The organism is Streptomyces sp. adm13(2018) (genome assembly GCF_008042145.1).
In the GTDB taxonomy this organism is placed as follows: Bacteria; Actinomycetota; Actinomycetes; order Streptomycetales; family Streptomycetaceae; genus Streptomyces.
In genome coordinates this window covers 189250-207312 of sequence record NZ_RDBH01000113.1, presented here as the reverse complement: position 1 = coordinate 207312, position 18063 = coordinate 189250, and the positions used below count along the sequence as shown (strand labels likewise).

The following is an 18063-nucleotide window of genomic DNA, read 5'->3' as shown; positions in this document are numbered from 1 at the left end:
GCGACGGGCTGCTTGACCGGGGGCGGCCCCGCCGCCCCCGGTCAAGCAGCCCGTCGCCGTCGGCCACGGCGGCGCCGTGGCCAGTGTCGACGCCGACGCCTCGGCGGCCGGCGTGGAGATCCTCCGCAAGGGGGGCAACGCGGTGGACGCCGCCGTCGCCGTCGCCGCCGCCCTCGGGGTCACCGAGCCCTACTCGGCCGGCATCGGCGGGGGCGGCTACTTCGTCTACTACGACGCGAAGAGCCGTACGGTGCACACCGTCGACGGCCGCGAGACCGCCCCGAGGTCCGCCGACGCGAACCTCTTCGTGGAGAACGGCGTGCCGATCCCCTTCGAGGAGGGGATGACCAGCGGCCGGGGCGTCGGCACCCCCGGCACCCCGGCGACCTGGCGGACCGCCCTCGACGCGTGGGGCAGCAAGCGGCTCGGGACCCTGCTCGCCCCCGCCGAACGGCTGGCCCGCGAGGGGTTCACCGTCGACGCCACCTTCCGCGCCCAGACCGCGGGGAACGAGGCCCGGTTCCGCGACTTCCCCGCCAGCTCCGCGCTCTTCCTGCCGGGCGGCGAACTGCCCGTCGTCGGCTCGGTCTTCAAGAACCCCGACCTGGCCCGTACGTACGAGAAGCTCGGCCGGGAGGGCGTCGGCGCGCTCTACCGGGGGCCGCTCGCCCGGGACATCGTGCACACCGTCCGGACACCCCCGGTCCGGGAGGGCGCCACCCGCAAGGTCCGGTCCGGCGACCTGACCGAACGCGACCTCGCCGGCTACCGGACGGAGTCCCGCCGGCCCACGCGGATCGAGTACCGGGGACTCGACGTCTACGGCATGGCCCCCTCCTCCTCCGGCGGCACGAGCGTCGGCGAGGCGCTCAACATCCTGGAGGGCACCGACCTCCGGCGCGCCTCGCAGGCCCGCTACCTGCACCGCTTCATCGAGTCGAGCCGCATCGCCTTCGCGGACCGGGGCCGCTGGGTCGGCGACCCCGCCTTCGAGTCCGTTCCGACGCGCGGGCTGCTCTCCCAGCGGTTCGCCGACTCGCGCGCCTGCCTGGTCCGCGACGACGCGGTCCTGACGAGTCCGCTCGCGCCCGGCGACCCGAACAGCCCGGTGCCGTGCGCGAGCGGCGGCACGGCGGCCCCGACCACGTACGAGGGGGAGAACACGACGCACCTCACGGTGGCCGACAAGTGGGGCAACGTCGTCGCGTACACCCTGACCATCGAGTCCACCGGCGGCAGCGGGATCACCGTGCCCGGCCGTGGCTTCCTGCTCAACAACGAGCTGACCGACTTCTCCTTCGCCCCGGCGAACCCGGCCGTCCACGACCCGAACCTGCCCGGACCGGGCAAGCGCCCGCGCTCCTCGATCTCGCCGACGATCGTCCTCGACCGGCACGACCGGCCGGTCCTCGCGCTCGGCTCGCCGGGCGGTGCGACCATCATCACGACGGTCCTCCAGACCCTCACCGGGGTCGTGGACCGGGGCCTGCCGCTCGTCGACGCCATCGCCGCGCCGCGGGCCAGCCAGCGCAACCAGACCACCACCGAACTCGAACCCGGTCTCTGGAACAGCCCGGTCAGGGCCGAACTGGAGGCGATCGGGCACGGCTTCCGGCAGAACCCGGAGATCGGCGCGGCGACGGGGGTCCAGCGCCTGCCGGACGGCCGGTGGGTGGCCGCCGCCGAGACGGTCCGCCGCGGCGGCGGATCGGCGATGGTGGTCCGGCCCGCAGGGAGGTAGCCCCGGGGGAGCGGGCTGCTTCCTCCGCTAGAGGGCCGTCAGCACCCGCGGGCCCTCGTCGGTGATCGCCACCGTGTGCTCGGCGTGCGAGGCGCGCGAACCGTCCAGCGTACGGATGGTCCAGCCGTCGCGCGCCGTGTAGTGGTCGTCGGTGCCGCCCCCGATGAGCATCGGCTCGATGGCCAGCACCATGCCGTGACGCAGCTTCATGCCCCGGCCCGGACGGCCCTCGTTGGGGACGCCCGGGTCCTCGTGCATGGCCCGCCCGATGCCGTGGCCGCCGAAGCCGTCCGGGACGCCGTACCCGGCGGCCCGGCACACCCGGCCGATCGCGTGCGCGATGTCGCCGACGCGGTTGCCGACGACGGCGGCCGCGATGCCGGCCTCCAGGGCCTCCTCCGCCGCGCCGATCAGCCGGGTGTCCTCCGGCCGGGCCGGGCCGACGGTGAAGCTGATCGCGGAGTCGCCCGCCCAGCCGCCCAGCAGCGCCCCGCAGTCCGCGGAGACGAGGTCGCCCGGCGCGAGCCGGGTGTCGTCCGGGATGCCGTGGACGATCGCGTCGTTCACCGAGACGCACACGACCGCGGGGAAGGGCACCGGCGCCCAGTCGGGCCGGTAGCCGAGGAACGGCGAGCCGGCCCCCGCGTCGGCGAGGACCTCCCGCGCGGCCCGGTCGAGCTCGGTCAGCGGCACGCCGGGCGCCGCCGTCTCCCGTACGGCCGTCAGGGCGCGGGCCACCACCCGCCCCGCCTCACGCATCGCGGCCAGGTTCTCGTTCGTCTTGATCTCCACCATGCCAATTACTATACCGGTATTAGTATGGCCTCATGGTGCGCACACCCCTGACCCCCGAAGAGCGCGAGCGCGGCGAGCGGCTCGGCCTGTTCCTGCGCGAGGCGCGCGGCGAGCGGTCCATGGTCGAGATCGCCGCGGCCGCCGGCCTGTCCGCCGAGACCCTGCGCAAGATCGAGACCGGCCGGGCCCCGACCCCGGCGTTCTTCACCGTCGCGGCCCTCGCCCGGGTCCTCGGGCTCTCCATGGACGAACTCGTCGTCCGCTGCGCGCTCGCACCCGTCTGACGGCCGGAGCCGCGGGCACGCGGGCGGTCGGGTCCGAGGGAAATCGCTGGCGCCCGGGGCCGGCGCGGACGATCATGCGGTCCATGAGTGAGCAGCCCGCACGATGGACCACCGCGACCGTGTACCCCGACATGTGGGCGGACCCGGACGACGACCCCCGCAACAACAACGGGGGCACCGCCTCGGAGGGCGAGCTCGCCACCCTTCAGGACGGCCTCCGCGACTTCCGGCTCACCCTCCGGATGAAGTGCGAGGGGCTGGACGCCGGACAGCTCGCCCGCCGCTCCGTACCGCCGTCCACCATGTCGCTGCTCGGCCTGGTCCGGCACCTCGTCGAGGTCGAGCGGGACTGGCGCAACTGGATCGGCGAGGGCGAGCCGCTGCCGAGGCTGTACGGACCGAAGGACGCGGACTTCCACGGAGCCGTCGCCGAACAGACCGTGGTCGACACGGCGTTCGCCGACCTGGAGCGCGAGCAGGCGGCGCTCGACGCCGAACTGGCCGAGTACCAGGACCTGGGAGTGCGGGTGGGGCGCGAGCGGATCGCCGTCCGCGAGCTGATGGTCCACCGCATCGACGAGTACGCCCGCCACTGCGGCCACGCCGACCTGCTGCGCGAGTGCGTCGACGGCCGGGTGGGGCAGTAGGGCGCCCCGGCCCGCCCCGGCATAGGCTCCCGGGCATGATGCCCGAAGAGCTGCGGCGCGGCCGCTACGTCAGCCTGACCACCTACCGCAGGAACGGCACGGGGGTCGCGACACCCGTCTGGTACGCCGTGGAGGGCGACGAGCTGTACGTCTGGACCCGCACGGACTCCTGGAAGGTCAAGCGGCTGGCGAACGACCCCCGGGTCGAGGTCGCCCTCTGCGACCTGCGCGGCAACATCGCCGAGGGCGCCGCGCGCTTCACCGGCGAGGGCCGGCTGGTGACGGGGGAGGAGCTGCGCCGGATCCGCGGCCTGCTCTCGCGCAAGTACACCTGGCAGTACTGGCTGACCGACGTCCCCGCCATGATCGCCCGGCGCGGCAAGCGCCCGCACACCGGAATCGTCGTCCGTTTCGGGTGAACGGGAACGCGGAGCACGCGAAGGAAAACGGACCGTAGTCGTCCCGTAACACGACTGCGGTCCAATACCCGCGGACCGGAAGGTTCCAGTCGACGGCGGGGCAGGTGCGTAGCGCATGACGGTGTATCAACTCCCGGTGCAGGTGGCCACGTTCAGGCACTGGTTGACGGAACTCGTACGCCGGGTGCCGTCGGGCGGCGGCTGGTACGGAGTCTTCGCCGAGCGCGACCCGGACGGACTGCGCGCCTGCTTCGACGGGACGGAGATCCTGCCCTGGGACATCGTCGAGTCCCTGCTCCAGGACGCCGGCGAACCCGGCGGGGGGCCGCTCGCCCTCCGGGGCAGGGCGCTGTACGCGGCGGCCACCGGCGCGCACGACCGGCGCCCGGGCGGGGCCGAGGCCCTCGCCGAACGCCGGGAGCTCATGGAACGGGAGCGCCGGTACGCCGCATCCCGGGTCCGCGCCCTGTCCGACCGGCTCGGCGCGACCCCGGCGCCCGGACCGGACGACACGGCCCGCCTGGAGCACGACCTCGCCTGGACACGCGACGACCACGCGAGGGCGACGGCCCGGGTCACGGACCTCACGACCCGCCTCGCCCGACTCGGCGGCGACCCGCCTGCGGCACCTCCCGCACCGGCCACCAGCCCGCCCGCCGCGACCCCCGGGAGGTCTTCCGTGCCTCCCGGGGGTCGCGGCGGGCGGGCTGGTGGCCCGTACGGTCCCGCGCGCCCGCCCGGGACCGTACGTCTCCGTCATGCCCGGACGGGCCCGGACGTCCCGGCACGTGTCGGTACGTGTCCGACGTGGACCACTCGGGTATGAAACATGATCGACCCCGCCGCTTCCCGGCGGCGGTCTTGCTCCGGGGTGTGACGGGGCTTAGGTTCTCCTCCTACGCATCGCGTCTACGTGCGTAGAGGCTCTCTGACGCCGTGCCGAAGGAGCAGATCATGACCGACGTCGTACGCGCCGCACTCGTCCAGGCGACCTGGACCGGCGACACCGAATCCATGATCGCCAAACACGAGGAGTACGCCCGGGAGGCCGCCCGGCAGGGTGCCAAGGTGATCGGCTTCCAGGAGGTGTTCAACGCCCCCTACTTCTGCCAGGTCCAGGAGCCGGAGCACTACCGGTGGGCCGAACCCGTCCCCGACGGCCCCACCGTCAGCCGGATGCGGGACCTCGCCCGGGAGACCGGGATGGTGATCGTGGTGCCCGTCTTCGAGCGCGAGGGCGAGGGCTTCTACTACAACACCGCCGCCGTGATCGACGCCGACGGCAGCTACCTCGGCAAGTACCGCAAGCACCACATCCCGCAGGTCAAGGGCTTCTGGGAGAAGTACTACTTCCGACCGGGCAACGCCGGCTGGCCGGTCTTCGACACGGCCGTGGGACGCGTCGGCGTCTACATCTGCTACGACCGGCACTTCCCGGAGGGCTGGCGCCAACTCGGCCTGAACGGCGCCCAGCTGGTCTACAACCCCTCGGCCACCCACCGCGGACTCTCCTCCTACCTCTGGCAGCTGGAGCAGCCCGCCGCGGCCGTCGCCAACGAGTACTTCGTCGCCGCGATCAACCGCGTCGGCGTCGAGGAGTACGGCGACAACGACTTCTACGGCACCAGCTACTTCGTCGACCCGCGCGGCCGGTTCGTCGGCGACGTCGCCTCCGACAAGACCGAGGAACTCCTGGTCCGCGACCTCGACTTCGGGCTGATCGAGGAGGTGCGCCAGCAGTGGGCGTTCTACCGCGACCGGCGCCCCGACGCGTACGACGGGCTGGTGCAGCCGTGAGCAGCCTCTTCGACCGGCACAAGGCCGTCATCCCCGACTGGGTCGCCCTCTACTACAAGGACCCCCTCGAGATCACCCACGGCGAGGGACGCCACGTCTGGGACGCCGACGGACGCCGCTACCTCGACTTCTTCGGCGGCATCCTCACCACCATGACCGCCCACGCCCTGCCCGAGGTCACCAAGGCCGTCGCCGAGCAGGCCGGCCGGATCATCCACTCCTCGACGCTCTACCTCAACCGGCCGATGGTGGAACTCGCCGAGCGGATCGCGGGGCTCTCCGGCATCCCGGACGCCCGCGTCTTCTTCACCACATCCGGCACCGAGGCCAACGACACGGCGCTGCTCCTCGCGACCGCGTACCGCCGGTCGAACCAGATCCTCGCCATGCGGAACAGCTACCACGGCCGCTCCTTCTCCACCGTCGGGATCACCGGCAACCGCGCCTGGTCGCCCACCAGCCTCTCGCCGCTGCAGACGCTCTACGTCCACGGCGCCGTCCGCAGCCGCGGCCCGTACGCCGACCTCACCGACGAGCGGTTCATCGAGGCCTGCGTCGCCGACCTGGAGGACCTCCTCGGCCACACCCGGGACGTCGCCGCCCTCATCGCCGAACCCGTCCAGGGCGTCGGCGGCTTCACCGCCCCGCCGGACGGCCTCTACGCCGCCTTCCGCCGGGTCCTCGACCGGCACGGCATCCTGTGGATCTCCGACGAGGTGCAGACCGGCTGGGGCCGCACCGGCGAGCACTTCTGGGGCTGGCAGGCGCACGACCAGGCCGGTCCGCCCGACATCCTCACCTTCGCCAAGGGCATCGGCAACGGCATGTCCATCGGCGGGGTCGTCGCCCGCGCCGACGTCATGAACTGCGTCGACGCCAACTCGATCTCCACCTTCGGCGGTTCACCCGTCACGATGGCCGCCGGCCTCGCCAACCTCTCGTACCTCCTGGAGCACGACCTCCAGGGCAACGCGCGCCGGGTCGGCGGGCTGCTCATCGAGCGGATCAGGGCGGCCTGCGCCGGAGTCGACGCGGTACGGGAGGTCCGCGGCCGCGGACTCATGATCGGCATCGAGCTCACCGAGCCGGGCTCCGACCGGGCGAACCCGGACGCGGCCGCCACGGTCCTGGAGGCCGCCCGCGAGCACGGCCTGCTCATCGGCAAGGGCGGCGGCCACAACACCAGCACCCTCCGCATCGCCCCGCCGCTCTCGCTCACGGTCGCCGAGGCCGAGGAGGGCGCGGCCCTGCTCGAAGCGGCACTGCGCGAGCTGTAGCCACCCCGTCCCTCCGTACCGAGATCGGCCCGCCGCATCGAGCAGGGAGAGTCCCGTGAGCATCCGAACCGTCATCCGGGGCGGCCTCGTCGTCACCGCCGCCGACGAACTCCACGCCGACGTGCTGATCGAGGACGGCCGCGTGGTCGCCCTCGCGGCCCACGGCTCCGACGCAGCGGGCGCCTGGACCGCCGACCGGACGATCGACGCCACCGACCGCTACGTGCTGCCCGGTGGCGTCGACGCCCACACCCACATGGAGCTGCCCTTCGGCGGCACCGCCGCCTCCGACTCCTTCGAGACCGGCACCCGCGCCGCCGCCTGGGGCGGCACCACCACCATCGTCGACTTCGCCGTCCAGAGCGTCGGCCACAGCCTGCGCGAGGGACTCGACACCTGGTACGCCAAGGCCGACGGGAACTGCGCGATCGACTACGCGTTCCACATGATCCTCTCCGACGTCAACGCGCACACGCTCAAGGAGATGGACCGGCTCGTCCAGGAGGGCATCACCTCCTTCAAGCTCTTCATGGCCTACCCCGGCGTCTTCTACAGCGACGACGGCAAGATCCTGCGCGCCATGCAGCGCTCCGCCGACAACGGCGGGCTGATCATGATGCACGCGGAGAACGGCATCGCCATCGACGTCCTCGTCGAGCAGGCCCTCGCACGCGGCGAGACCGACCCCCGCTACCACGGGGAGGTCCGCAAGACCCTCCTGGAGGCGGAGGCCACCCACCGCGCGATCCAGCTCGCCCGGGTCGCGGGAGCACCGCTGTACGTGGTGCACGTTTCGGCCGAGGAGGCGGTCGCCGAGATCGCCACCGCCCGGGACAAGGGCCTGCCCGTCTTCGGCGAGACCTGCCCCCAGTACCTGTTCCTCTCCACCGACAACCTCGCGGAGCCCGGCTTCGAGGGCGCGAAGTACGTCTGCAGCACCCCGCTCCGGCCGAAGGAGCACCAGGCGGCGCTCTGGCGCGGCCTGCGCACGAACGACCTCCAGGTGGTCTCCACCGACCACTGCCCGTTCTGCTTCGTCGGGCAGAAGGACCTCGGCCGCGGCGACTTCTCGAAGATCCCCAACGGCCTGCCGGGCGTCGAGAACCGCATGGACCTGCTGCACCAGGCCGTCGTCGACGGGCACATCTCGCGGCGCCGCTGGATCGAGATCGCCTGCGCCACCCCCGCCCGGATGTTCGGCCTGTACCCGCAGAAGGGGACCATCGCCCCCGGCGCCGACGCCGACGTCGTCATCTACGACCCGCACACGGTGCAGACCCTCTCCGCGGAGACCCACCACATGAACGTCGACTACTCGGCGTACGAGGGGAGGACGGTCACCGGCCAGGTCGAGACCGTCCTCTCGCGGGGCGAGGTCGTGATCGACCACCGCAAGTACGTCGGCCACGCCGGCCACGGCACCTTCGTGCCCCGTTCCACCTGCCAGTACCTGAACTAGGAGAGCGACGTTGGATTTTGGACTCGTCCTACAGACCGACCCGCCGGCGTCGCAGGTCGTCGGGCTGATGCGCCGGGCGGAGCGCAACGGCTTCCGCTACGGCTGGACCTTCGACTCCGCCGTCCTGTGGCAGGAACCCTTCGTCATCTACAGCCAGATCCTCGAACACACCACCCGGCTCCACGTGGGCCCGATGGTCACCAACCCGGGGACCCGTACGTGGGAGGTGACCGCCTCCACCTTCGCCACGCTCAACGACATGTTCGGCAACCGGACCGTCTGCGGCATCGGCCGCGGCGACTCGGCCATGCGCGTCGCGGGGCGCCGGCCGAACACCCTGGCCCGGCTGGGCGAGGCCATCGACGTCATCCGCGACCTCGCCGAGGGCCGCGAGGCCCTGGTGGACGGCAACCCCGTCCGCATCCCGTGGATCAAGGACGGGAAGCTGCCCGTCTGGATGGCGGCGTACGGGCCCAAGGCCCTCGCGCTCGCCGGGCAGAAGGCCGACGGCTTCATCCTCCAGCTCGCCGACCCCTTCCTGACCGAGTGGATGGTCAAGGCGGTCCGCCAGGCCGCCACGGACGCCGGCCGCGACCCCGACGCCCTGACGATCTGCGTCGCCGCCCCCGCGTACGTCACGGCCGACGACTCGCCCGAGGCCCTGGCCCACGCCCGCGACCAGTGCCGCTGGTTCGGCGGCATGGTCGGCAACCACGTCGCCGACCTCGTCGACAAGTACGGCGAGCACTCCTCGATGGTGCCGGAGGAGCTGACGGCGTACATCAAGGACCGGCACGGCTACGACTACTCCCACCACGGCCGCGCCGGGAACCCCGACACCGCCTTCGTCCCCGACGAGATCGTCGACCGCTTCTGCCTCCTCGGCCCGGCCGCCACCCACGTCGAGAAGCTGCGCCACCTCAAGGAGCTGGGCGTCGACCAGTTCGCCGTCTACGACATGCACGACGCGAAGGAGACGACGATCGACGCGTACGGCGCCGAGATCATCCCCGCCCTCCGCTGACCGCGGCGCCCGACCTCCGGGCCTGTTCCCCGCGCCCGAACCCGGTCGAACTCGCCCCCGGCGCCGCACCCGTCGACCCCCGCTTCGTCAACGACGACCTGCTGCCCGTCCCGGTCGCCCAACGTCGCTGGACCACCTACAACTTCGCCGCGCTCTGGGTCGGCATGGCCCACAACATCCCGTCCTGGCTGCTCGCCTCCGGTCTCGTCGCCCTCGGCATGGACTGGAAGCAGGCGGTGCTCACCATCGCCCTCGCCAACGTCGTCGTCCTGCTGCCGATGCTGCTCACCGGGCACGCCGGACCCAAGTACGGCATCCCCTTCCCCGTCCTCGCCCGCGCCTCCTTCGGCCTGCGCGGGGCAAACCTGCCCGCCCTCGTCCGCGCCGCGGTCGCCTGCGCCTGGTTCGGCATCCAGACCTGGATCGGCGGCCAGGGCATCTTCGTCCTGCTCGACAAGGCCTTCGGCGGGGGCTGGGCGGACGCGTCGCGGATCGGCGGCCAGCCGTGGACCCTCTGGCTCTGCTTCGTCCTCTTCTGGGCCCTCGAACTCGCCATCATCTACCGGGGGATGGAGGCGCTGCGCCGCTTCGAGAACTGGGCGGCGCCGTTCGTCATCGTCGGAGCGCTGGTCCTCCTCGGCTGGGTCGCGTACCAGGCCGGCGGCCTCGGACCGCTGCTCGACCAACCGTCCGAGCTGGGCTGGGGCGCCGACTTCTGGCCCGTCTTCTTCCCCGCCCTCATGGGCATGATCGCCTTCTGGGCGACCCTCAGCCTCAACATCCCCGACTTCACCCGCTTCGGCGCGGGCCAGCGCTCCCAGGTCCTCGGCCAGTCCCTCGGACTGCCCACCACCATGACCCTGTTCGCGCTGCTCTCGGTGCTCGTCACCTCGGGCTCGCAGGCCGTGTACGGGGCGCCCGTCTGGGACCCGGTCGCCCTCGCGGCCAAGACCGACAACGTCTTCGGCCTGCTCTTCGCCCTGGTGACCGTGCTGGTGGCGACGCTCTCCGTGAACATCGCGGCGAACGTCGTCTCCCCGGCGTACGACCTCGCCAACCTCGCCCCGAAGCACATCGACTTCCGCAGGGGCGCGCTGATCACCGGCGTCGTCGGCGTGGTCATCATGCCGTGGAAGCTCACCGCCACCCCCGAGCTGTACATCTTCACCTGGCTCGGCCTGGTCGGCGGTCTCCTCGGTACGGTCGCGGGCATCCTGATCGCCGACTACTGGCTCGTCCGCCGCACCGTCCTCGACCTCGCCGGCCTCTACCGGGCCGATGGGCCCTACTGGTACCGGGGCGGCTGGAACCCGGCGGCGGTGCTCGCCTTCACGGTCGGCGGCGTCCTGGCCGTCGGCGGCTCCCACTCGGCCCCGGGCGCCGGGCCCTTCCCCGAGGACGGCCTGATCCCCTTCCTGAAACCGCTGGCCGACTACGGCTGGGCCGTCGGCCTCGCCGCCTCCCTGCTCCTCTACACCGCCCTCATGAGGCGCCGGCCGGCCGGCCGGTCACCCGCTCGATCCAGCTGAGGTAGGACCGCACCCGGGTGTTCACGGCGGGCGTGTCGGTGGCGCACTCCCGGCCGTAGGACACCAGGCCGACGACGTACGGCCGCCCCCGGAGCACCCGGACCAGGGGGCCGCCGGAGTCGTACTGGCAGGTGTCCCGCCCCGGCGCGTACGTGCAGAGCTGGGTGGGCGCGACCTGGGCCATGCCCCGGCTCGCGCAGACCGCGTTGCTCAGCGCCGTGAGGTCGACGGTCCGCAGCACGTCGGAGGTCCGGCCGCCGAACGAGGTGGTGCCCCAGCCCGGCGCCTCGACCCGCGCGCCGTCGGTGCTGCCGGGCGCGGCCGGCCCGGGCAGCTCGACCGGGCGGACGTCGCGGTTGAGGGCGAGCGGCCGATCGAGCTCGACCAGGGCGATGTCGTTCCGCTGGGTGCCCGGATCGTATTCCGGGTGCGGGACGAAGCGGGCGGGCCGGGCCACGACGGCGTGGGGGCTGTCCGAGCCGGACGCCAGGTCGTGGTCGCCCAGCAGCACCCCCACCCGCGCGGGATCGCTGTACGAACCCGTCAGACAGTGGGCGGCGGTGAGGACGTACCGGTCGCCGATCAGCGCCCCGCCGCACATCACGCGCCGCTCCAGGACGTCCACCAGCCCMGCCATGAACGGGTACTGATGGGGCCGCGCCTCCTGCCCGCCGACCACCGCCCCCGCGGGCGGGGCGACCCCGAGGGGCCCCACCGAGAGCAGCGCACCCGCCACCGCAGCCAGCAACCTCTTCGCCCGTGCCACCTGATCTCCGTACCGTCGACGACGCGTTCCCGGACCGGGGGAGTGAGGAGACGTTTCCGCACGTCCGCCGCACAGCGATCCGGCCCGCACGGGCTCAACGACGAGAGCGGGACGGGGTCACCCGAGGCGGGGTCCGGACCGGTGACGTCACGCCGCGCGGGCGCGCCGGCCACGGCCCCAGGGCCCGCCGGCTACGGCCGTCGGCGACGCCCGGGTCAGGACCGGTGACGGGACGCCGCCCGGCCACGCCCGCTGCGTCGCCGGCTCGCCCGCATCGGCTACGGCACCCGGCCACGTCGGCTACGGCACCCGCGCGGTCCACTCCTCGGTGGCGAACTTCGTCCGCACCAGTTCCTCCGCCCGGACCAGCTCCTCCTCGGTGACCTCCCCGGTGGTCAGCCCGTAGCGGTCACGGAAGGAGGTGATCATGTTCTCGATCACCTGCTCGCGGGCAAGGCCGGTCTGCCGACGCAGCGGGTCGACGCGCTTCTTGGCGCTCCTGGTGCCCTTGTCGGACATCTTCTCCCTGCCGATGCGCAGCACCTCCAGCATCTTGTCGGCGTCGATGTCGTACGACATGGTCACGTGGTGCAGGACGGCCCCGGGCCGGCCGTCCGGGCCGACCACCCGCTTCTGCGCGGCGCCCGCGATCTTGCCCGCGTCCGTGGCGATGTCGTTGAGCGGCTGGTACCAGGCCTTGATCCCCATGTCGCCGAGGGCGCCCAGGACCCAGTCGTCGAGGTAGGCGTAGCTGTCGGCGAAGGAGAGGCCCGACACCAGGGACTCGGGCACGGACAGGGAGTAGGTGATCGTGCTCATGGGTTCCACGAACATGGCGCCGCCGCCGGAGATGCGACGTACCACGGTCATGCCGTGCTTCGCCGCCCCGTCGGGGTCCACCTCGTTCCGCAGCGACTGGAAGCTGCCGATCACGACGGCGGGCGAGGCCCACTCCCAGACCCGCAGGGTGGGGGCCCGCCGCCCGGCGGCGACCTCGGTGGTCAGCACCTCGTCCAACGCCATGTGCAGGGCGGGAGCCTGAGGCCCGGTGTGCACCAGTTGCCAGTCGTAGTCGCTCCACTCGGTCGCGTGGGCGAGGGCCCGCCGGACGGCGATGCCGATCCCCTCCGCGGTCAGCCCGAACATCACGGTCGACTCGGGCAGGGCCGCGGTGATCCGGGCCGCCAGCTCCGTGGCGTCGGCGGAGGAAGGAGCGCCTTCCAGGGCGCTGTTGATCGCGAGGATGGCCTCGTCGGGCTCCAGGAAGAAGTCCCCGGCCACCCGCACGTCGCGGAGTACCCCGCCCTCGACGTCCAGATCGACAACGACGAGCTTGCCACCGGGCGCCTTGTACTCACCGTGCACCGCTTCGTTCCCTTCCAGTGGGGAGGTGCGGGGACCTTGGTCCTAGCCGCCCAAGAGAATCGGACAGAGATGTGCATATTGTGCATCGCGCTCCAGGCCGGTCCACGCGGCACAGCCGCACTCGCTCCCGACCCCACGCCCCGCACCGTTTCAGGAGCGTGCGCAGCTTCGCCCGGTCGTCATCCCATGGTGTGCCCCGTCGCCCCGCGGGATCATGGGCTGCTGCCGTGCCGTGCCTGCGGCGGCGGTCGTTCATGTGTCGCCCTGGGAGGAACCCCGTATGACCCTCGTGCCGACAGTCCGACGCGTGTTCGGCGACGGGCCGTTCGCCGAGATCGGGGAGCCTGCTCTCGTCGTCGTCGACGAGCGTTCGCGGACGGTCGTCGTCGGTGGGGACCTCGGGCATGTCCAGTGGAGTGGCAGCGGGACCGCGGACTCCCGGTGGACGGGGCATCGGATCGGTGTCTATGAGCAGGACGGGCTGCGGTGTCGGCAGTTGGTCCGGTCCCGGTATCCCGTTCGGTCGCTCGCCCTTCACCCCGTTCTCCCTCTGTTGGCCGTGGGTACCGGGAGTTACGACGGCGGCTATTCCTTCAACGGTGAACTGCTGCTGGTCCGGCTGGACTCCGGCGACGTCGTGTCCGCGTTGCCGTACCCGCGCGAGGTGCTCGGCGTGGAATGGCGCGGCGAGACGGCTCTTCGCCTGGTTCTGGCGCCGTGTGACGACTGGGAGAACCCTCAGGCGCACGAGCAGGGGCATACGGTCGTCGTCGCTCGTCCGGACTGGGGTGCCGTCGGGCGGGGGGCGATCGGTGACGAGGAGCTGGCCGCCCCCGCGGAGCCGGTCGTCCGGCCGGACCACAGGGCGGAGGCCCGCCGCACCCTCGCGGAGCTCGCGGTCTCGGCCGGCCGGCGGTGGTCCGTGCGGCGGCGGGTGTGGGCTGTCGAAGGTACGGAGGACGGCCGGGTGCTGGCCGCTCTGGACGGAATCCTGGTGGAGTCGTGGCTGCCGTCGGGAGAGCGGCAATGGGCGGTCGAGGACGAGGAGGGCGGCCGGCAGCTGGTTCCGGCCTCCGACGGCACCTCCGTCTGGACCAACGCCGAGCGCCGCAGCCGCCGCAGGGGTGGGCGCTGGGAGACCTCCGCACCCCGGGTCGCCCGGATCGCCGTCGACACGGGGCAGGTGCTGGAGACCCTGAGCCCGGGTGTGTCCACGGTTCTCGTCGCAGGCGGCCAGAGGGTGATCCTGAGACCGTCGGACGGCCACCGCAAGCGTCCGGAACGGCTGGTGATGCTCGACCTGGACGGTCCGGTGGAAGGTCCGGAGATCGGTCACTTCGACCTGTTCAACCATTCCTTCCCGGTCCGCCGCGCGAGCCGCCCGTACGTCCTGGTCGGCACCGACCCGGACGAGCCGCACCGGGGGAAATGGGTCACCGCCCTGGGGGCCGACGGGACGTCGCGGCCGCTCTTCCCGCACTCCTGGGTACCGTCGGAGCACCACTTCGGCGGTCCCGCGGTCGAGATCGGACAGTCCCTGGTCCATGCCGGCACGGTCCACCACGGCCACGGGCTCCAACCCGGCGGGGCCTACACCGTGCGCCGATCCCTGAACGGGGCAGTGCAATGGCAGCACCGCGCCGATCATCCCGCCACCGCCCTCGACACCGACGGGGACACGGTCTACGTGGCCGACAACTCGGGCGCCCTGACAGCACTGGACGCCGCCGACGGCTCGGTGCGATGGAACACCCGGCTCGAGGTCGGGGGAGCACCGACCACCGCGCTGTCCCTCGCCGTCGCACCGCAGGGGCACCTGCTCATCGGGACCGTCGACGGCCGGATCCTGGAGTGCTCGCCCCCGAGTAAGGGATGAAATCGGCCAAAGGGTACTCCCCGGGGAAACGCAGGGTGACGAATCGTACGATCCGGTTGTCAGCGCCCCGTGCTTAGCTGGAGCCATGAGTGAAGAGTTCCTTGACCTCGTCCTGGCCGGCCGTACGACCGAGGTGGAGGAGGCGGTCCGCAAGGCCGCCGCCGCCGAGATCATGCCGCGCTTCCGGCAGCTCGCCGCCGACGACATCGTCGAGAAGAACGGCCCGCACGACCTGGTCACCGTCGCCGACCGGGCCGCCGAGGCCCACCTCACGGAGTCCCTGACCGCCCTGCTCCCCGGCTCGGTGGTGGTCGGCGAGGAGGCGGTCCACGCCGACCCCGCCGTCTACGACGCCCTCCGCGGCGACGCCCCCGTCTGGATCGTCGACCCCGTCGACGGCACCCGCCAGTTCGTCCACGGCGACCCCGCGTTCTGCACCCTCGTCGCCCTCGCCCGGCACGGCGAGGTGCTCGCCTCCTGGACGTACGCCCCCGCCCTCGACGAGTTCGCCGTGGCCGTGCGCGGCCGCGGCGCCACGCTCAACGGGCAGCCGCTGCACTCCGGTTCGCCGCGCCCCGGCGAGATCCTCGAGGTCGCCACCTCGCACCCGGACTACACCACCCCGGAGCAGAAGCGCGCCCTCCTCGGCCTGGTCACCGACGGCGTCGCCCCCCGGCCGTGCGGCTCCGCCGGACTGGAGTACCTGGCTGTCGCACGCGGGACGCTGGCCGCCACCGCCTTCGGGTGGGAGTACGCCTGGGACCACGCGGCCGGACTCCTCCTCGTGACCGAGGCGGGCGGGGCGCACACGACCCTCGCCGGCGAACCCTTCCGGATCACCGGCGGGAACGCGCTGCCGTTCACCGCGGCCCGCGACGCGGCGACCGCCGACCGGATCCGGAGCCTCCTCGGGGGGACGTGAGGCCCGCGGGACCACCGTCCTATCCTGGGAGCCCTGGCCATCGGCTGACGAAGGAGTCCGAAGGTGCCGAAGATGACGTCGATGCTCGATGCCGTCGTCGTGGGGGCGGGGCCCAACGGACTCACCGCCGCCGTCGAGTTGGCCCGCCGCGGCTTCTCCGTGGCCGTCTTCGAGGCGAAGTCCACCGTCGGCGGGGGAGCGAGGACGGAGGAGCTCACCCTCCCCGGCTTCCGCCACGACCCCTGCTCCGCGGTCCACCCCCTCGGGGCCGGCTCCCCGGTCTTCAAGACGATGCCCCTCGACCGGTACGGACTCGACTGGCTCCACCCCGAACTGCCCATGGCCCACCCGTGGGAGGACGGCACCGCCGCCGTGCTCGCCCGCTCGGTCGCCGAGACCGCGGCCTCCCTCGGACCGCGCGACGCGGGCGCGTACCGCAGGCTCGTCGCCCCCTACGTCGGCAAGTGGGACACCCTCGCACGGGACTTCATGCAGCTGCCGCTCACCGCGCTGCCCCGCGACCCGGTCACACTGGCCCGCTTCGGTGTGACGGGACTGCCGCCGGCCACCTGGCTGATGCGCCGCTTCCAGGACGAGAAGGCGAAGGCGCTGTTCGCCGGCCTCGTCGCCCATGTCATCGCCCCGCTCGGCGGCTTCGCCACCGGCGCCGTCGGCCTGGTCTTCGCGCTCGCCGCCCATGCCGGCGGCTGGCCCGTGCCCCGGGGCGGCTCGCAGTCCCTCTCCGACGCCCTCACCGCGTACCTCCGGGACCTCGGGGGCGCCGTGCACACCGACTACGAGGTCAAGCGGCTCGACGACCTCCCGCCGGCCCGCGCCTACGTCTTCGACACCTCGCCCACCGCCCTCGCCCGGATCGCCGGCTTCGGCAACCTCTTCGACCACTACCGGTACGGCGCCGCCGCCTTCAAGATCGACTACGCCCTCGACGGGCCCGTCCCGTGGACCGCCGAAGCGGCCCGACGCGCCGGAACCGTCCAGATCGGCCCCACCGCGGGCGAGATCGACACCGCCCTGCGCCAGGCCTCCGGCGGCAGCCCGCCCGACACCCCCTTCCTCATCACCGCCCAGCCCGGCGTCGTCGACCCCGGCCGCGCCCCCGAGGGCAAGCAGGTCTTCTGGGCCTACGGCCATGTGCCCCACGGCTGGCAGGGCGACCTCACCGACGCGATCGAGCGGCAGATCGAGCGCTTCGCCCCCGGCTTCCGCGACCTCGTCCTGGCCCGCGCCACCGCCGGACCGCCCCAACTCGCCGAGCGCAACGCCAACTACATCGGCGGCGACATCGCCTGCGGCGCCGCCCGCGGACTCCAGCTCCTGCTCCGCCCCACGCTCTCGCTCCGCCCCTACGCCACCCCGCACCCGGCGGTCTTCCTCTGCTCCTCCGCCACCCCGCCCGGCCCCGGCGTCCACGGCATGTCCGGGCACAACGCGGCGAAGGCGGTTTGGCGCCTGCTGCGCACCTCCGCCCGGGAAAATTAGACTGCCCGCATGGCCAAGTACTTCGACGTGCACCCCGACAACCCCCAGCCGCGCACCATCGGCACGGTGGCCGACAGCATCCGGAACGGCGCGCTCGTCGCGTACCCGACCGACTCCTGCTACGCGCTGGGCACCCGACTCGGAAGCCGGGACGGCATCAGCCGCATCCGGACCATCCGCGACCTCGACGACCGGCACCACTTCACGCTCATGTGCCAGAACTTCGCCCAGCTGGGCCAGCTCGTGCACATCGACAACGACGTGTTCCGCGCGGTCAAGGCGGCCACCCCCGGCCCCTACACCTTCATCATGCCCGCGACGAAGGAGGTCCCCCGCGCCCTGCTGCACCCCAAGAAGAAGACGGTCGGCGTCCGCATCCCCGACCACGTCGTCACCCAGGCCCTCCTCGCCGAACTCGGCGAGCCGCTGCTCTCCAGCACCCTGCTGCTCCCCGACGAGGCGGAGCCGCTGACCCAGGGCTGGGAGATCAAGGAGCGGCTCGACCACCTGGTCGACGCGGTCCTGGACTCCGGCGACTGCGGCACCGAGCCCACCACCGTCATCGACTTCTCCGGCGGGGAGCCCGAGATCCTGCGCCGCGGGGCGGGCGACACCGCGCGCTTCGAGTAGGAACCGAGGGGGCCGCCGCCGCACCCGGGGGT

General features: G+C 72.7%; 17 protein-coding genes. 14 read left to right on the top strand and 3 right to left on the bottom strand.

Features of this window, described 5'->3' with window-relative positions; genetic code table 11:
* The first annotated feature begins 76 nt into the window (after positions 1–76).
* On the top strand, positions 77–1741 hold the full coding sequence (gene ggt / locus EAO70_RS10915; protein WP_148002792.1) for a gamma-glutamyltransferase: 1665 nt from the start codon (positions 77–79) through the stop codon (positions 1739–1741).
* Positions 1742–1768: 27 nt separating this feature from the next.
* On the opposite strand, the gene map is transcribed toward ggt, so the two are convergent.
* Positions 1769–2536, bottom strand: a complete 768-nt coding sequence (gene map, locus EAO70_RS10910) for a type I methionyl aminopeptidase (RefSeq protein ID WP_148002791.1) — start codon at positions 2534–2536, stop codon at positions 1769–1771.
* Between the two features lie 32 nt (positions 2537–2568).
* Between map and EAO70_RS10905 the strand changes: the two genes are divergently transcribed.
* The 9 genes from EAO70_RS10905 (at position 2569) to EAO70_RS10865 (ending at position 10972) form a co-directional block, all read left to right on the top strand.
* The gene (locus EAO70_RS10905) at positions 2569–2820 is read left to right on the top strand and encodes a helix-turn-helix domain-containing protein (protein ID WP_055601124.1); all 252 of its coding nucleotides are present in this window, start codon (positions 2569–2571) and stop codon (positions 2818–2820) included.
* A gap of 83 nt (positions 2821–2903) precedes the next feature.
* Complete coding sequence (locus tag EAO70_RS10900) at positions 2904–3467, top strand: DUF664 domain-containing protein (RefSeq protein ID WP_148002790.1); 564 nt, start codon at positions 2904–2906, stop codon at positions 3465–3467.
* A gap of 35 nt (positions 3468–3502) precedes the next feature.
* Positions 3503–3886 carry a PPOX class F420-dependent oxidoreductase gene (locus EAO70_RS10895; RefSeq protein ID WP_148002789.1) on the top strand — a complete coding sequence of 128 codons (384 nt, stop codon included), beginning with the start codon at positions 3503–3505 and terminating at the stop codon, positions 3884–3886.
* Positions 3887–4001: 115 nt separating this feature from the next.
* Positions 4002–4712 carry a hypothetical protein gene (locus EAO70_RS10890; protein ID WP_187283838.1) on the top strand — a complete coding sequence of 237 codons (711 nt, stop codon included), beginning with the start codon at positions 4002–4004 and terminating at the stop codon, positions 4710–4712.
* A 128-nt stretch (positions 4713–4840) separates the two neighbouring features.
* Positions 4841–5683: a nitrilase-related carbon-nitrogen hydrolase gene (locus EAO70_RS10885; RefSeq protein ID WP_148002788.1), complete on the top strand. Its 843-nt coding sequence runs from the start codon at positions 4841–4843 to the stop codon at positions 5681–5683.
* The gene (locus EAO70_RS10880) at positions 5680–6960 is read left to right on the top strand and encodes an aspartate aminotransferase family protein (protein WP_148002787.1); all 1281 of its coding nucleotides are present in this window, start codon (positions 5680–5682) and stop codon (positions 6958–6960) included. The genes EAO70_RS10885 and EAO70_RS10880 overlap by 4 nt, the downstream gene beginning before the upstream one ends.
* A gap of 55 nt (positions 6961–7015) precedes the next feature.
* Positions 7016–8419, top strand: coding sequence for a dihydropyrimidinase (gene hydA, locus EAO70_RS10875; protein WP_148002786.1), 1404 nt, complete (start codon positions 7016–7018; stop codon positions 8417–8419).
* A 10-nt stretch (positions 8420–8429) separates the two neighbouring features.
* Positions 8430–9443: a TIGR03842 family LLM class F420-dependent oxidoreductase gene (locus EAO70_RS10870; RefSeq protein ID WP_148002785.1), complete on the top strand. Its 1014-nt coding sequence runs from the start codon at positions 8430–8432 to the stop codon at positions 9441–9443.
* Positions 9440–10972 carry an NCS1 family nucleobase:cation symporter-1 gene (locus tag EAO70_RS10865; protein ID WP_148003007.1) on the top strand — a complete coding sequence of 511 codons (1533 nt, stop codon included), beginning with the start codon at positions 9440–9442 and terminating at the stop codon, positions 10970–10972. Before EAO70_RS10870 ends, EAO70_RS10865 begins: the two co-directional genes overlap by 4 nt.
* Here EAO70_RS10865 and EAO70_RS10860 read toward each other — a convergent pair.
* Complete coding sequence (locus EAO70_RS10860) at positions 10926–11738, bottom strand: serine protease (protein ID WP_261992798.1); 813 nt, start codon at positions 11736–11738, stop codon at positions 10926–10928. The two genes, EAO70_RS10865 and EAO70_RS10860, sit on opposite strands and share 47 nt — an antisense overlap.
* Positions 11739–12038: 300 nt before the next feature.
* The gene (locus tag EAO70_RS10855) at positions 12039–13103 is read right to left on the bottom strand and encodes a lipoyl protein ligase domain-containing protein (RefSeq protein ID WP_148002784.1); all 1065 of its coding nucleotides are present in this window, start codon (positions 13101–13103) and stop codon (positions 12039–12041) included.
* Positions 13104–13662: 559 nt separating this feature from the next.
* On the opposite strand from EAO70_RS10855, the gene EAO70_RS10850 reads away from it, so the two are divergent.
* From EAO70_RS10850 to EAO70_RS10835, 4 genes are all read left to right on the top strand, one after another.
* Complete coding sequence (locus EAO70_RS10850) at positions 13663–14979, top strand: PQQ-binding-like beta-propeller repeat protein (protein WP_261992797.1); 1317 nt, start codon at positions 13663–13665, stop codon at positions 14977–14979.
* An 85-nt stretch (positions 14980–15064) separates the two neighbouring features.
* Positions 15065–15901, top strand: coding sequence for an inositol monophosphatase family protein (locus tag EAO70_RS10845; RefSeq protein ID WP_148002782.1), 837 nt, complete (start codon positions 15065–15067; stop codon positions 15899–15901).
* 72 nt (positions 15902–15973) lie between these two features.
* Complete coding sequence (locus tag EAO70_RS10840; RefSeq protein WP_148003006.1) at positions 15974–17401, top strand: phytoene desaturase family protein; 1428 nt, start codon at positions 15974–15976, stop codon at positions 17399–17401.
* A 9-nt stretch (positions 17402–17410) separates the two neighbouring features.
* On the top strand, positions 17411–18031 hold the full coding sequence (locus EAO70_RS10835; RefSeq protein WP_148002781.1) for an L-threonylcarbamoyladenylate synthase: 621 nt from the start codon (positions 17411–17413) through the stop codon (positions 18029–18031).
* Positions 18032–18063 lie beyond the last annotated feature (32 nt).

Bases quoted from the DNA above. Each gene is read 5' to 3' on its own strand.
- map (WP_148002791.1), bottom strand. From the start codon at position 2,536: ATGGTGGAGATCAAGACGAACGAGAACCTGGCCGCGATGCGTGAGGCG.
- EAO70_RS10905 (WP_055601124.1), top strand. From the start codon at position 2,569: ATGGTGCGCACACCCCTGACCCCCGAAGAGCGCGAGCGCGGCGAGCGG.
- EAO70_RS10900 (WP_148002790.1), top strand. From the start codon at position 2,904: ATGAGTGAGCAGCCCGCACGATGGACCACCGCGACCGTGTACCCCGAC.
- EAO70_RS10895 (WP_148002789.1), top strand. From the start codon at position 3,503: ATGATGCCCGAAGAGCTGCGGCGCGGCCGCTACGTCAGCCTGACCACC.
- EAO70_RS10890 (WP_187283838.1), top strand. From the start codon at position 4,002: ATGACGGTGTATCAACTCCCGGTGCAGGTGGCCACGTTCAGGCACTGG.
- EAO70_RS10885 (WP_148002788.1), top strand. From the start codon at position 4,841: ATGACCGACGTCGTACGCGCCGCACTCGTCCAGGCGACCTGGACCGGC.
- EAO70_RS10845 (WP_148002782.1), top strand. From the start codon at position 15,065: ATGAGTGAAGAGTTCCTTGACCTCGTCCTGGCCGGCCGTACGACCGAG.
- EAO70_RS10840 (WP_148003006.1), top strand. From the start codon at position 15,974: ATGACGTCGATGCTCGATGCCGTCGTCGTGGGGGCGGGGCCCAACGGA.
- EAO70_RS10835 (WP_148002781.1), top strand. From the start codon at position 17,411: ATGGCCAAGTACTTCGACGTGCACCCCGACAACCCCCAGCCGCGCACC.